Consider the following 13567-nt stretch of genomic DNA (forward strand, 5'->3'; position numbering starts at 1 on the left):
ACCACCGACCATGACGCTTCGCATCGAAGGCCGCGCACGCTGGCCTGCGCTCATCCTGCTGTGCCTGGGCGAGCTCAAGATCGTGCTGGACACCACCATCGTCAACGTGGCCCTGCCCAGCATCCGCGCGGACCTGGGTTTCAGCGAAACCTCGCTGGTGTGGGTGGTCAACGCCTACATGCTCACCTTTGGCGGCTGCCTGCTGCTGGGCGGGCGCCTGGGGGACCTGTATGGCCATCGGCGGCTGTTTCTGGCCGGCATCACCCTGTTCACCGTCGCCTCGCTGGCCTGCGGGCTGGCGAACACCCAGGGCCTGCTGGTGGCGGCACGTGCGGTGCAGGGCGTGGGCGGTGCGGTGGTTTCGGCCGTGGCGCTGTCGCTCATCATGAATCTGTTCACCGAATCCGGCGAGCGGGCCAAGGCCATGGGCGTCTATGGCTTTGTCTGTGCCGGCGGCGGCAGCATCGGCGTGCTGCTGGGCGGCGTGCTCACCAGCCTGCTGAGCTGGCACTGGATCTTTCTGGTCAACATCCCCGTGGGCGTGGCGATCTACGCCGCCTGCCTGGTGTTGCTGCCCGGCGGCAAGGGGCAGGCCGGTGGCCAGCGGCTGGACTGGGCGGGTGCCGTTACCGTGACGGCGGCGCTGATGCTGGCGGTCTACGCCATCGTCAACGGCAATGAAGCGGGCTGGACCTCGGTGCAGTCGCTGGGCCTGCTGGGGGGCTCGGCCCTGTTGCTGGCCGTGTTCGGCGTGATCGAGTCGCGCGTGGCGGCGCCGCTGGTGCCGCTGGCCCTGCTGCGGCTGCGCAACCAGGCCATCTCCAACGTGGTCGGCGTGCTCTGGGCGGCGTCCATGTTCGCCTGGTTCTTTCTCTCGGCGCTGTACATGCAACTGGTGCTGGGCTACGACGCGATGCAGGTGGGCCTGGCCTTCCTGCCGTCCAACCTCATCATGGCCGGCTGCTCGCTGGGGCTCTCGGCCTGGGTGGTGATGCGCTTCGGCATTCGCAGCACCCTGGGCTGGGGCCCAGTCCACTGAAACCGAGAAATCGGCTGTGTGCCGGGGTAGCAGCGGGTGCAGCGCAAGGCGCGGGCTGCGGCCAAGGCTGGCCGCCTTGGCAAAGCCTGCAACGCCGCGATGTGCCCGCTGCCACCCCGGTCCGAAGGATGAGGGTCTGACAGGGCCGCACTCGTCGTTGCCGTGCTCGCCGGGTGTGCAACCCGGCTGCGCCCGGCGCCTAGATTGCGGCCCTGTCAGACCCTCACGCACAGCCGATTTCTCGGTTTCAGTGGACTAGTGATGGCGGCCGCCGGGCTGGTGCTGTTCGCGCTGGCGCCGGTGCAGGGCCGTTTCACGCCGCACGTGCTGCCGGGCATGCTGCTGCTCGGCGTGGGGGCGGGCATTGCGCTCAACCCGCTGCTGCTGGCGGCCATGGGCGACGTGCAGCCCGAGGACTCGGGGCTGGCTTCGGGCGTGGTCAACACCGCCTTCATGATGGGCGGCGCGCTGGGCCTGGCCATCCTTGCCAGCCTGGCCGATGCGCGCACCGGCAGCTTGCGGGCGTCGGGTGCCGATGTTGCCGTGGCCCTGCATGGCGGCTACCAGCTGGCGTTCTGGGTGTCTGCCGTGGCGGCGGCGGTGGCCGCCGTGCTGGGTGGGTTGGCGCTGAGGCCGGTGCCGGTCTCCAGCGAAGGCGCACAGCCGGTGCACGCCTGAGGGCTGGCATTGTCCTGTGGTGGGCACCGCACCGTTCCATCCGTGGGACTTCTGTTTGCGCGCGGTGGCCTCACTTGCAGGTGCAAGCCGTTCACAATCCGAGCGGCGCACCACACAAGGAGTCATCGCCCCATGTCGAACACCCCCTCCACGCCCGTCCTGCAGAGCCAGCCGCTCGGCCCGCTGTGGCCCACGCTCGACCCGTTCCTGTTCTGCGCCCACCACGACGACGCCTACCCCGCGGGCAATGCCTCCTTCGGCCCGGCCGTGCCCGTGGACGACCGCCAGATTGGCAGCGACTTCAGCCGCAAGGACGGCTGGAGCATGTACCACGGCGACACCGTGCCCGGCTTTCCCGGCCACCCGCACCGCGGCTTCGAGACCGTGACCCTGGTGCGCAAGGGGCTGATCGACCATTCCGATTCGCTGGGCGCGGCCGCGCGTTTCGGCGGTGGTGACGTGCAGTGGGTCACGGCTGGCAAGGGCATCGTGCATTCCGAGATGTTCCCGCTGCTCAACGCCTCCGAGCCGAATCCGCTGGAGCTGTTCCAGATCTGGCTGAACCTGCCCGCGCGCCACAAGATGGTGGAGCCGCACTTCACCATGCTGTGGAACGAGCGCATCCCGCGCCTGGTGCACCACGACGAGGCCGGCCGCGCCACCACCGTGACCGTGGTGGCCGGTGCCCTGCCCGCCGCGCCTGCGCCGCTGGCGCCACCGCCCGAGTCCTGGGCCTCGCAGCCGGGTGCGGATGTGGCGATCTGGACGCTGCGCCTGGATCCGGGCGCCCAGTGGCCTATGCCAGCCGCGCAGGGCGAAGGCACGCGCCGCATGCTCTACTTCTTTGTGGGCGATGGCCTGCGCGTGGGCCCGCAGGAGGTGCGTGAGCACGCCGCGATGGAAGTCGATGCACGCCAGGACTGGCTGCTCACCAATACCGGCCCCACCGTGATGGAGCTGCTGGTACTGCAGGGCCGCCCCATCGGCGAGCCGGTGGCGCAGTACGGCCCCTTCGTGATGAACACGCAGCAGGAGATCATGCAGGCCATGCAGGACTACCGCCGCACCCAGTTCGGCGGTTGGCCCTGGCCCGACAGCGACCCCGTGCACGGTACCGAGGCGCGGCGCTTTGCGCGCTACCCCGGTCAGGCCGAGGACGAGGTGCCCGCGGCTGCCTGAGTGCCCGCTGCCCCTGCTCCGGCAGGAGTGCGCCTGGTCGTGGACAATGCGCCATCCGGAAACCGCAGGCGGCCGCCGTGCCGCCCGCATTCCTTCGTCAACGAAAGCGCAGATCCATGAACATCGCCAAAGACACCGCCGTCACCATCAGCTACAAGGTCACCACGCCCGAGGGCAAGCCCCTGGACTCGGGCAACCTGTCCTACCTGCACGGCGGCTACGAGAACATCTTCCCCAAGGTCGAGGCCGCGTTGGAAGGCCAGGCTGCCGGTTTCAGCACCACGCTGGACCTGGCCGTGGAAGACGCCTTTGGTGCGCGCGACGAAAGCCTGGTGCGCACCATCCCCAAGGCTGAGTTTCCCCCGGGCGTGAAGGTCGGCGGCCAACTGCAGGGTGTGGGCAACGATGGCCAGCCCGCCGTGTTCAATGTGGTCAAGATCAAGGGGCCCGAAGTGCACCTCGATGGCAACCACCCCCTGGCCGGCCAGGCCCTGCGTTTCTCGTGCAAGGTGGCCAGCGTGCGCGCCGCCAGCGCCGAGGAAATCGCCCACCGCCACGTGCACGGCGACCACGGCCACCACCACTGATAGCCTCAGCCGGGCTGCCGCCGCAGCGCCTCGGGCGGCAGTTCCCAATGTTCCCATTGGGTGTCGCGGCGCCCGCCGCAGCGCGCATACATGCGCTGGGCCGCGGCGTTGCCCGGCAGCACCAGCCATTGCAGCCGCGCAGCACCAATGGCGTTGGCCTGGGCGCGCACCGCATTGAACAAGTGCTCGCCCAGGCCCCTGCGCCGGTGGGCGGGCTGCACCCACAGCTCCTTGAGCACCAGCGTGGGCTGCAGGTCGAAGGTGAAGCGCGTTTGCACCCAGACCGCGTAGCCGGCGAGCGGTGCGTTCACACCCGCCTGCGCGACCAGGCAGCCGAACTCGCGGTCTGCCCCGCTGCAGGCCAGCCCGCGCTCCAGCAGATCCCGCTCCGTCACCTCGAACGCATCGGCATAGCCCTCGAACACGGCCAGCGCGCGCATCATGGCGAGCAACTGTGCTGCATCGTGCGGGCCGGCTTCGCGGATGCGGGTGGGCTCAGGCACCCTGGGCGCCCTTCTCCAGGCTGAAGCCCTCGTCGATCCAGCCGGTCAGGCCGCCGATCATCAGCTTGACCGGCAGCCCCAGCCGCGCCAGCCGCACGGCGCCGCGGTGCGCGCCGTTGCAGTGCGGGCCCGCGCAGTAGACGACGAATAGCGTGCCGGGGGCATAGGCGGCCATCTTCGACGCGATGATCTTGCCGTGCGGCAGGCTCACCGCGCCGGGCACATGGCCGGCCTCGTACAGCGCGTGGCTGCGCACGTCGAGCAGCACAAAGTCCTGCACGCCGCGGTCCATGGCATCGTGCACGTCCCAGCAATCGGTCTCGAAGGCGAAAGCGGATTCGAAGTGGGCGAGTGCCTGGTCGCTGGGGGCGGCGGGGATGGCGGCGACGGCGCTTTGCGCAGAGGTCATGGTCAAGTGCTCCTGAATGAATGGCTGGTGAGATGGCTCCAGTGTCGCCATGGGAACGCTTTCGGGCCAGTGGCCGAAGGGACAATCTTCGGTAACATTGCGCCATGTCCCACCTTGTCGCGATCCTGGCCTACGACCGGCTGTGCACCTTTGAATTTGGCTGTGCGGTCGAGCTGTTCGCGCTGGAGCGGCCCGAGCTCCAGGTGGACTGGTACCGCCATGCCGTGTGCGCGGTGGAGCCCGGGCCGCTGCGCGCCATGGGCGGCTTGCAGGTGCAGGCGCCGCATGGCCTGGCCATGCTGGCGCGCGCCGACACCATCGTGGTGCCCGGCTGGCGCGATGCGGCCGAGCGCCCGCCCGAGGCACTGCTGCGCGCCCTGCAACGCGCCTGGCGGCGCGGTGCGCGCGTCTGCTCCATCTGCTCCGGTGTGTTCGTGCTGGCGCATGCAGGCCTGCTGGCGGGCCGGCGCGCCACCACGCACTGGCGCTATGCCGAGCGCCTGGCCAGTGAGTTCCCCGACATCACCGTGGACGTCTCGGCCCTCTACATCGACGAAGGCCAGGCCATCACCTCGGCCGGCTCCGCCGCGGGGCTGGACATGCTGCTGCACCTGGTGCGGCGCGACCACGGCGCCCGCGTGGCCAACACGGTGGCCCAGCGGCTGGTGATGCCACCGCACCGCGACGGCGGGCAGGCGCAGTTCGTGCCCCGGCCCATGGCTAGCACCGAGGTCAGCCCCATTGCGCGCCTGCTCGACTGGCTGCGCGAGAACGCGCGCCAGGACCATTCGGTGGATGCCATGGCGGATTTCGCACAGATGAGCCGGCGCACGCTGCAGCGCCGCTTCAAGGAAAGCACCGGCCTGTCGCCGCAGGACTGGCTGGTGCGCGAGCGCATCGGCATTGCCAAGGATCTGCTGGAGACGCATCCGGCCATGCCCATCGACGAGGTGGCGGACCTGGCGGGCCTGGGCTCCCCCGAGTCTTTGCGCCGCCACTTCCGGCTGCACCGCCTGCCGGCGCCCACGCGCTACCGGCAGACCTTCTCAGCCCCTGCGGGTGAGCCCACGCCCCTGCAGCACGGGCTCGGCTGACAGCCGCTCGCGCGCAAATTCCACGAAGGCCCGCACCTTGGCCGGTGCACGCCGGCCCGCCGGGTAGACGATGTGCACGGGCACGGGCGGTGGCTCGTGCGCGGCCAGCACAATGCGCAGCCGGCCTGAGCGCAGGCCCGGCGCCGCCTGGTAGGCCAGGCAGCGCGTGAGGCCCAGGCCCGATTCGGCCGCGGCGATGTCCACCTCGTTGCTGTTGCTGATCCAGCTGAACTGCGGCTGGCCGACCACGCCGTCCCTGAACTTCCAGGGCGAGACGCTGTTGTTGTCGAAACTGAAGCCGATGGCACGGTGCGCGGCCAGGTCGCCGGGGTGCTGCGGCTCGCCCTGCTGCGCCAGGTACCCGGGCGCGGCCACCACCAGGCGGCGCAGTGCACCCACCTGCACGGCCGTGAGGCGCGAATCCGGCAGATGGGCGATGCGCACCGCCACGTCCATGCCTTCTTCAAGCAAATGCACCAGCCGGTTCACGAACAGGGTGCGCACCTGCACGCGCGGCTGGGCGTGCAAAAAGGCCTGCACCACGGGCGCCACGTGGCGCATGCCGAACATGTGCGGCGCGGTGATGGCCAGCAGGCCCTGGGGCTCGGCCTGGGCACCACGGGCGGCCTGCTCGGCCTCGTGCAGGTCGGACAGGAGCGGGCGGCAGTCGGCCAGAAAGCGCTCACCCGCCTCGGTCAGGCGCACGGTGCGCGTGCTGCGCTGGAACAGCAGCACGGACAGGCGTGCCTCCAGCGCCGCAATGGCGCGCGTGACGGCGGTGGCCGACACCCCCAGGCGCCGCGCCGCCGCCGCGAAGCCGCCCGCGTCGGCCACGGCAATGAAGCAGCGCAAGCTGTCCAGATGGTCCATTGTTGCGATATCCGCAATTTTGATTGCCGCACTATGGCTATTCACGGCGGATTTGGCAATGGATATCGTGGAGGCATTCCTGTTCTTCCACTTCCCAAGGACCTTTGCCATGGCACCCTCTGCTCCCCTGACGCTCTACCGCATGCCCATCTCGGGCCACAGCCACCGCGTCGAACTCATGCTGTCGATGCTCGGCCTGCCCTACCAACTGGTCCATGTGGACGTGCTTGCCGGCGAGCACCGCCAGGCGGCCCACCTGGCGCGCAACCCGCTGGGCCAGATCCCGGTGCTGGTCGATGGCGACCTGGTGCTGTCCGACAGCAACGGCATCCTGGTCTACCTGGTGCAGCGCTATGCGCCCGGCAGCCACTGGATGCCGCAGGACCCCGTGGGCCAGGCCGGCCTGCAGCGCTGGTTCAGCCTGGCGGCCGGCATGCTGGCGCCCGGGGCATCGAGCGCGCGCTTTGCCGCGATCACGGGCCGCGAGCCCAGCGAGGCGGCGCTCGCCATCGGCCGCAGGCTGTTCGACTTCATGGAGCAGGCGCTCGAAGGCCGTGACTGGCTGCTGGGCGGAACCCGGCCCACGCTGGCCGACATCGCGATGGTGAGCTACACCTCGCAGGCGCCCATCGGCGGGCTCTCGCTGGACGGCTACCCGCGCATCGCTGCCTGGGTGGCACGCACCGAAGCCCTGCCGGGCTATGTGCCGCTGGCCGACCGCCTGCCCGCCCCTGACGCCGTGGTGCCAGCATGAGTGCCGGGGCCGCTGCCGCCTTCCACGTGGGCGAACAGGCGCTGCAGGAGCGCGTGGGCGTGCGCGAGCGCATGGCCGCGGTCGGCCCCGTGGTGCTGCGCGACCACATGCCCGACCAGCACCGTGAACTGTTCGAGAAACTGCCCACCCTGCTGCTGGGCGCGCTCGATGGCCAGGGCCAGCCCTGGACCACCATGGTGGCTGGCGCGCCCGGTTTCGTGCAGACGCCCGATGAGCGAAGCATGCAGATCTCCGTGGAGCCCGATGCGTCCGACCCGGTGCTGGCGCAGCTCACGCCAGGGGCTCTGGTGGGCGTGCTGGGCCTGGAGCCGCACACGCGCCGGCGCAACCGCATGAACGGGCGGGTGGCCGCATTTGGCGCGCGGGAGGGGCTGGTGGTGGATGTGGTGCAGAGCTTTGGCAACTGCCCCAAGTACATCCAGGCACGCGCGCCCGGCCTGCGCGCCGAGGTGACGCCGCCCGCGCCGGCCCAGGCCCTGGGTGCGGGGCTTGATGCCGCCGCACTGGCGCTGATCGCGCGCAGCGACACGATGTTCATCGCCAGCGCCTCGGCGGCCCACCCGGGCTCCCGCCGCAACGAGGGGGTGGACGTGTCCCACCGCGGCGGCGAACCGGGTTTCGTCCATGCCGAGCCCACGGCCGAGGGCCTGGTGCTCAGCCTGCCCGACTACCCCGGCAACCTGTTCTTCAACACCCTGGGCAACCTCGCGCTGCACCCGCAGGCCGGGCTGCTGTGGGTGGACTACGAGGACGGCGGCCTGCTGCATGTGGCGGCCCGCACCGAACTGCTGTGGGACGAGGCCTCGCGCGCGCGCTGGCCTGGCGCGCAGCGCGTGCTGCGCCTGCATGTGCAGGGAGGGATGTGGCGCGCCAACGCACTGCCCTGGCGCTGGACGGTGGCCGAGCCCGCGCCGCAGTTCAGTGCGATGCGTGCGCGTGCGCCGGGATGAGCGGCGCAATCGGCTTGCGCGGCGTGGTGGCCGGTGCCGCCACCATGCGCGCGCTGCGCTCGTGCGCGCCGTGGGCCAGTTCGCTGATGAGCGTGGCCTCGGGCAGGTTGCGCCAGTAGCGCTGCGGCATCTCCTTGCGCATCATGGTGGTCTTCAGGCGCGCAGGGTTGAAGATGTGGCGGTAGTAGGTGAGCCACAGGGCCTCGCCCGCATCGGGTGGCGGTGCATCGCTGCGCTGCGCCCCGGGGCCGATGTGCAGCGCCGAGCCGTCCCAGCGCACGCTGGCATCGGGCGTGAGGATGGCCCAGTGCATCTGCGTGAAGCGGCGCACGAAGAAGCCGGCATTGGCCTCGGCGATGAAGTGGTCGGGCTCGAACCAGGCCACCTGCACGGTCTGGCCGGCACTGTCGGTCACGGGGCGAAAGCGCACGAAGGCGTGCATCTTGTGCATGTCGCGCGCCACGGCACGCACCATGTGGTGGGCCTGCAGGCGGTCTGCATCGAGCGGGTCGTGGCGCAGCCCGCGCTCGCGCGCCAGCCGCCACAGCAGCCGGTACATGAGCGCAAAGCGCGCCGGGTTGCGGTGCAGCACCAGGCGCTCGCACAGCTGCACAAAGGCCTCGGGGACCCGCAGCACCGTGGCCGGGTCCGCAGGCGGCGGTACAAATCCTGGGGCGCTTGCTCCCCCTGCAAACAGATCGTGCGCGGCGGCCTGTGGCGTGAGCCATTCCACCTCCTGCGGCGCAGCGCCGGCCTGCACCAGGGCGCGTGCGGCCTGGCGAAAGCCGCTCCAGTCGGTGGGGTGGGCGAGCGTGATGGTGTGGCGGGCCATGGGCGTGTCGTCAGTCGAACAGGCCGCGCTGCGCGGGCGGTGGCGCCAGGCGGGCCGCCAGGTCGGCGGCGTCCAGCGTGCGGCCGGGACGGTAGTCGGCTGCCTCCACAAAGGGCAGCACTTTCTTGATCGGTACGTGCAGCCGCGCCAGGTCGGCATGGCGCAGGCGGCGCACCCGGCGCGCGGCCAGCAGGCGGTCCACCGTCTGCACGCCGAAGCCGGGCACGCGCAGCAGCAGCTCGCGCGGCGCGGTGTTCAGGTTCACGGGGAAGCGTTCGCGGTGGGCAATCGCCCAGGCGAGCTTGGGGTCCATGTCCAGCGCCAGCATGCCGCCTTGGTTCGCGGGCACGATCTCGCTGTGCGCGAAGCCATAGAAGCGCATCAGCCAGTCGGCCTGGTAGAGCCGGTGCTCGCGCACCGTGGGCGGCGCGACCAGCGGCAGCGCCCGCGCCGCGTCGGGAATGGGGCTGAAGGCCGAGTAGTACACGCGCCGCAACCGGTGCACGCCGTAGAGCCCGGCGCTGGTGGCCAGGATGGTGCGGTCATCGGTGGCGTCGGCGCCCACGATCATCTGGGTGCTCTGGCCCCCGGGCGCGAAATGCGGCGCGGCGGCCCGCCGGGTGAGCGTGGTGCCCGGCATGGACACGGGCCGCGCATGGGCCTGTTCCCTGCGCGCCTGCCGCGCATCCTCGATGTGCACCGCCATGCGCGCCATGGAGCGCGTGATGGCCGCGCCGTCCTTCTGCGGTGCCAGGGCGGCCAGTCCCTCCTGTGTGGGCAGCTCCACGTTGATGCTCAGCCGGTCGGCATGGCGGCCGGCGCGCTCCATCAGCTCGGGCGAAGCGTCGGGAATGGTCTTGAGGTGGATGTAGCCGCGGAAGTCGTGCTCTTCGCGCAGCACGCGTGCCACCTCCACCACCTGCTCCATGGTGTAGTCGGGGCTCTGGATGATGCCGCTGGAGAGGAACAGCCCCTCGATGCAGTTGCGCCGGTAGAAGTCGAGCGTGAGCTGCACCACCTCCTGCACCGTGAAGCGGGCGCGCGGCACATTGCTGCTGACCCGGTTCACGCAGTACAGGCAGTCGTACTGGCAGAAGTTGGTCAGCAGCACCTTGAGCAGCGAGATGCAGCGCCCGTCGGGTGCATAGCTGTGGCAGATGCCCATGCCTTCGGTCGAGCCCATGCCGCGCCCGCCCACGGAATCGCGCGGCGCCGCGCCGCTCGACGCACAGGAGGCGTCGTACTTGGCGGCGTCGGCCAGGATGGCGAGTTTGGATTGCAGAATCACTGTATAAATTTACAGTGATTTGGAGGTTTTGGCCAGTGCGGGGTTATTGGGGTGCGTGGGCCGGTGTCAGAACTGCACGTCCACCTTGACGGTGTCGCTGTAGGCGCCCGCGGGCGGGTTGGGCTGGTCGGGGTAGACCGTGGCCGTGTAGGGAATCGTCTGCAGGGTCAGGCCGTCGGCCGCCGGCAGCCCGGAGACGCGCGCCGTGCCCACGCTGCCCCACACGCTGGCATCGCCCTTGAAGATGTTGTACTGCAGCCGGTTGGCGCCGCTGGCCATCTGCCGGCGCGTGCCGTTGATGTAGCCCCCGGGGTCGAGCCCGACGGTGTAGGTCATGCCTTTGGTGCAATTGAGCGAAATGCTCTGCGACACCGTGGGAAAGGCACTGGGCAGCGGGGCCGAGCCGAAGTTGATGTCGGGCGCGGTGATGGTGCAGTCGTTGATCACGACGAGCTGGACGATGAGCGTGCGGTCCACGTCGCCCGAGCGGTTGTTGCCCACGCAGGTGTTGCCCACCGCTGCGCCCTCGCAGATGTTGGCGTAGTTCCAGTTCACGGTGATGCTGTCGGTGTAGGTGCCTGCCGGCACGTTGGCGCCCACCTGGGTCGTGATGCGCATGCTGATGGTGGCGTTGTTGTTGCTCAGCAGCGCGACCGCGTTGGTTCCGTTGAGGTCGATCAACAGCACGCCCTGCGTGTAGCTGCCACCTCCCAGCTGCGAGAGCGTGTAGGGGATGGTGAGGGCTGTGTTGGTGGTGTTCTTGAGCGTGAGGCCCGTGGTGGCCGTGGTGATCTTGGCCTTGAGGGTGGGCGTTCCCAGCAGGGAGACGACCGCAGTGCCGCAGCCGAGCTTGAAATCGGCCGTGGTCATGATGGGCGTGCCGCTCTGCACCCGCTGCGACGGGTAGCTGCCCAGCGCGCCACCGGTCTCGGTGTTGGTGCAGACTGCGGCAGCAGGCATCGCGCAGGTGGCCAGCAGCAGCGCGCCAAGGGAGAAGAAGGCTCTTGTCATTTCGCTGCGGCTCCTGTGGAGGCACCTGCCGGGACGGGCTGGCACCGGACAATCAGGTCACGGACCGATGCGTAGGCCGCTTCGGAAAACTCGGCCTGGCAGGCGTCGCCTTCGGGCGTGCGCACCTGCAGCAGGTTGTGTGGCCGCAGCACGGTGAGGTAGACCACGCCGTCCCAGCCCACCACGGTCTGCATGTTTCCGGGGGTGTGGAGCACCGTGCTGCCGGCCTTCATGGGCGTGCCCTGGGCATCGACCAGCGTGATGGTGGCGGTGCGCAGCTTGAGCACGGGCAGCTCGACCAGCATGCCGGCGTTGCGCGAGACGGAGATGCGCCGCTCCAGCGCCGGGATGTCCACGTCGGCCGGCAGCGTGAGCGGGTCCACCGCATAGCGGCCGGGGTAGTAGGCGGGCACGCTGGGCACCAGCAGGTAGCCCTGGGCATTGGTGTAGCCAGCCAACTGGTTCTCGTACAGGATGGGCACGCCGGGCATGCCCTGGGTGGAGACGAGCGCAAAGCCATCGTACACACGGTTGGCGGCGAACGGGTGGCCGTCGATGCTGCCCAGCGAGCCCGACAGCGTGCCCCATTGCAGGGTCTGCCCCGGGCTGGCGCTGATGCCGCCTTCCACGCTCAGCGTGCTGTTGCGGTACTGCAGCGAGGCCTGGCTGTAGCGCTGGGGACCGCCCGACAGCGTCTGGGCGACGTTCCAGCCGTAGCCGCCTTCGGTCGGCATGGTGCGCTGGTAGCTGGCATAGGTCTGGGGGGCGTCGCGGTTCTTCGACGCGGCCAGCTGGGCCGTGGAGCGGTCGCCCAGGAAGTAGGTGAGCTGCAGCCGCAGCTGGTTCTCGCGGGTCTCCAGGGTGCGCCCGGCCGTGACCGAGAGAAAGGTGTTGCGGGCCACCGGCAGGTTGTAGCTGGCAAAGGCCAGCCGGGTGCGTTCGCTGCGGGCGTTGAGCAGGTCCAGCCAGCCCCCGGTGACCGAGCCCGTTCCCAGGTTCCAGCTGGCGCTCAACTGGCGCGAGCGCCGGGACAGCTGGTAGCCGTCGTCGGCGTAGGTGCTGGCGTCGCCAAAGCGTGCGTCGCGGCCGGTCTGCTGGAACGAGAAGCCGGCGCGTGGCGTGCTGTACTGCCAGCCGGCGGAGTACTGCCAGCCGCTGCCGGAGCGTGCCGTGTGGCCGCGCGTCAGCGAGGCATTGGCGATGCCCAGCATGCCCAGGCCGGCCATGCCGCCGATGCCCACCACGCCCAGGCCCTTGCCCAGCTGCCCCTGGGCTTCGATGGTGATGCGGTCCGACAGGCCCTGGCGGTACACCCCCGTGGCGATCGGCCGGCCATAGGCAAAGCTGCGCAGGCCATAGGCCCGGCGCAAAGCGCCCAGCGAGAGGGAGTAGTCGGTCCAGCCCGGGCGCAGCAGCTCCCGGTTCACATAGAACGGAATGGTGGTCTGCACCTGCCGCCCGAGGGCGTCCGTGGTCACCACCGAGGCCGTGCCGGCACCGCTCACCACGGGCAACTCGCCCAGCGTGAACGGCCCCGCCGCCACCCGGTGGCTGGCGGCCCGGAAGCCGTTGACGAACAGGTCCACCGCCGATGGCAGGGCCGCCTGGCCCGCGAACTCGGGCAGCGGGTAGGTGATGAGGTCGGGGCGCACGCCGAAGTTGCGTGCCCATTGCACGCCGGCCATGCGCACGGACGTGGTCCAGGGCAGGGAGTTGGTCACGAGGTCGCCGTAAGTGGTTTCCGTGGCGTTGGCGGTGTCCGTGCTCGTCCAGCGCGTGTCGTGGCGTATGTAGCCGCGGTTGCCGCCCGTGGACTGCAGGCGCACGATGCCGGTGTTGGAGATCACGCCGTCCGGCCGGAAGTAGCGCTGCTCGGACCACAGCGAGGTGAGCGACTGCCGGCGCGAGTGGCTGGTGTACAGGTCGTAGTTGAGCAGCACACCGCTGCCTGCGGCGGCGGTGGGTGTCTCCTCGGGCGTCTCGTCGGCCAGGCGCTGCATGGGCAGCCACTGCGCGGGCACGGACAGGCGCAGCCGCTGGCCCAGGGCGTCGTAGTCGGCCGTGACGCCGGGCAGCGTGTCCACCGCGACCCGTGTGCCGGCGCTCTGGCCGTTCTGCACATGCATCTGGCGCAGGGTCTGCGCGTCGATCTCGAAATGGGGGCCGTTCTGCAGCACCTCCACCAGGGTGCCGAAGGCCTGGCCGTTGACCTCGACATCGAGGTAGAGCACCGTGGGTTCCGCGGCCGCCTCGGGCGCCGAAGGCAGCGCTGGATAGGTGCCTGCGGACAGCTGGGCAGGGAGGAAGGCGGCGAGCACCAGGGCTCGGCCAGCGCGGGTCCAGAGGCCAGGG

12 protein-coding genes and 2 pseudogenes are annotated in these 13567 nt (G+C 70.2%); 7 read left to right on the forward strand and 7 right to left on the reverse strand.

Translation table 11 applies throughout. The annotated features are described in order from the left end of the window. Window positions 1–10: 10 nt before the first annotated feature. The 4 genes and pseudogenes from HNP48_RS03885 to HNP48_RS03900 form a co-directional block, all read left to right on the forward strand. Window positions 11–1027 (forward strand): annotated as a pseudogene (locus tag HNP48_RS03885) (MFS transporter); the annotation flags it as partial. 261 nt (window positions 1028–1288) lie between these two features. Next, window positions 1289–1717 (forward strand): annotated as a pseudogene (locus HNP48_RS03890) (MFS transporter); the annotation flags it as partial. Between the two features lie 132 nt (window positions 1718–1849). Then, window positions 1850–2896 carry a pirin family protein gene (locus HNP48_RS03895; RefSeq protein WP_184855510.1) on the forward strand — a complete coding sequence of 349 codons (1047 nt, stop codon included), beginning with the start codon at window positions 1850–1852 and terminating at the stop codon, window positions 2894–2896. Between the two features lie 116 nt (window positions 2897–3012). Then, window positions 3013–3483, forward strand: a complete 471-nt coding sequence (locus HNP48_RS03900) for a peptidylprolyl isomerase (protein WP_184855511.1) — start codon at window positions 3013–3015, stop codon at window positions 3481–3483. A gap of 5 nt (window positions 3484–3488) precedes the next feature. On the opposite strand, the gene HNP48_RS03905 is transcribed toward HNP48_RS03900, so the two are convergent. Both HNP48_RS03905 and HNP48_RS03910 read right to left on the reverse strand, forming a co-directional pair. Next, window positions 3489–3986 (reverse strand): GNAT family N-acetyltransferase, encoded by a 498-nt coding sequence (locus tag HNP48_RS03905; protein WP_184855512.1) that lies wholly within the window; start codon window positions 3984–3986, stop codon window positions 3489–3491. Beyond that, entirely contained in the window at window positions 3979–4395 is a 417-nt protein-coding gene (locus tag HNP48_RS03910) for a rhodanese-like domain-containing protein (protein ID WP_184855513.1), read from the reverse strand. Before HNP48_RS03910 ends, HNP48_RS03905 begins: the two co-directional genes overlap by 8 nt. 104 nt (window positions 4396–4499) lie before the next feature. Here HNP48_RS03910 and ftrA point away from each other — a divergent pair, with 104 nt between their 5' ends. Continuing rightward, window positions 4500–5489, forward strand: coding sequence for a transcriptional regulator FtrA (ftrA, locus tag HNP48_RS03915; RefSeq protein ID WP_184855514.1), 990 nt, complete (start codon window positions 4500–4502; stop codon window positions 5487–5489). On the opposite strand, the gene HNP48_RS03920 is transcribed toward ftrA, so the two are convergent. Beyond that, the gene (locus HNP48_RS03920) at window positions 5442–6359 is read right to left on the reverse strand and encodes a LysR substrate-binding domain-containing protein (protein WP_184855515.1); all 918 of its coding nucleotides are present in this window, start codon (window positions 6357–6359) and stop codon (window positions 5442–5444) included. The two genes, ftrA and HNP48_RS03920, sit on opposite strands and share 48 nt — an antisense overlap. 109 nt (window positions 6360–6468) lie before the next feature. Between HNP48_RS03920 and HNP48_RS03925 the strand changes: the two genes are divergently transcribed. Further along, a complete protein-coding gene (locus HNP48_RS03925; protein ID WP_184855516.1) occupies window positions 6469–7113 on the forward strand; it encodes a glutathione S-transferase family protein in 645 nt (214 codons plus the stop codon). Then, entirely contained in the window at window positions 7110–8084 is a 975-nt protein-coding gene (locus tag HNP48_RS03930) for a pyridoxamine 5'-phosphate oxidase family protein (RefSeq protein ID WP_184855517.1), read from the forward strand. The genes HNP48_RS03925 and HNP48_RS03930 overlap by 4 nt, the downstream gene beginning before the upstream one ends. Here the strand turns inward: HNP48_RS03930 and HNP48_RS03935 are convergent. From HNP48_RS03935 to HNP48_RS03950, 4 genes are all read right to left on the reverse strand, one after another. After that, entirely contained in the window at window positions 8053–8916 is an 864-nt protein-coding gene (locus HNP48_RS03935; RefSeq protein ID WP_184855518.1) for a TIGR03915 family putative DNA repair protein, read from the reverse strand. The genes HNP48_RS03930 and HNP48_RS03935 overlap by 32 nt on opposite strands. 10 nt (window positions 8917–8926) lie before the next feature. Further along, window positions 8927–10204, reverse strand: a complete 1278-nt coding sequence (locus HNP48_RS03940) for a putative DNA modification/repair radical SAM protein (RefSeq protein WP_184855519.1) — start codon at window positions 10202–10204, stop codon at window positions 8927–8929. Window positions 10205–10270: 66 nt separating this feature from the next. After that, window positions 10271–11215, reverse strand: a complete 945-nt coding sequence (locus tag HNP48_RS03945; RefSeq protein WP_184855520.1) for a spore coat U domain-containing protein — start codon at window positions 11213–11215, stop codon at window positions 10271–10273. Next, the gene (locus tag HNP48_RS03950) at window positions 11212–13533 is read right to left on the reverse strand and encodes a fimbria/pilus outer membrane usher protein (RefSeq protein WP_311773801.1); all 2322 of its coding nucleotides are present in this window, start codon (window positions 13531–13533) and stop codon (window positions 11212–11214) included. Before HNP48_RS03950 ends, HNP48_RS03945 begins: the two co-directional genes overlap by 4 nt. Window positions 13534–13567 lie beyond the last annotated feature (34 nt).

Source organism: Acidovorax soli, assembly GCF_014207955.1.
GTDB classification, from domain to species: Bacteria; Pseudomonadota; Gammaproteobacteria; order Burkholderiales; family Burkholderiaceae_C; genus Acidovorax; species Acidovorax soli_A.

Bases quoted from the DNA above. Each gene is read 5' to 3' on its own strand.
- HNP48_RS03935 (WP_184855518.1), bottom strand. From the start codon at position 8,916: ATGGCCCGCCACACCATCACGCTCGCCCACCCCACCGACTGGAGCGGC.
- HNP48_RS03925 (WP_184855516.1), top strand. From the start codon at position 6,469: ATGGCACCCTCTGCTCCCCTGACGCTCTACCGCATGCCCATCTCGGGC.
- HNP48_RS03920 (WP_184855515.1), bottom strand. From the start codon at position 6,359: ATGGACCATCTGGACAGCTTGCGCTGCTTCATTGCCGTGGCCGACGCG.
- HNP48_RS03900 (WP_184855511.1), top strand. From the start codon at position 3,013: ATGAACATCGCCAAAGACACCGCCGTCACCATCAGCTACAAGGTCACC.
- HNP48_RS03895 (WP_184855510.1), top strand. From the start codon at position 1,850: ATGTCGAACACCCCCTCCACGCCCGTCCTGCAGAGCCAGCCGCTCGGC.
- HNP48_RS03945 (WP_184855520.1), bottom strand. From the start codon at position 11,215: ATGACAAGAGCCTTCTTCTCCCTTGGCGCGCTGCTGCTGGCCACCTGC.
- ftrA (WP_184855514.1), top strand. From the start codon at position 4,500: ATGTCCCACCTTGTCGCGATCCTGGCCTACGACCGGCTGTGCACCTTT.
- HNP48_RS03910 (WP_184855513.1), bottom strand. From the start codon at position 4,395: ATGACCTCTGCGCAAAGCGCCGTCGCCGCCATCCCCGCCGCCCCCAGC.
- HNP48_RS03930 (WP_184855517.1), top strand. From the start codon at position 7,110: ATGAGTGCCGGGGCCGCTGCCGCCTTCCACGTGGGCGAACAGGCGCTG.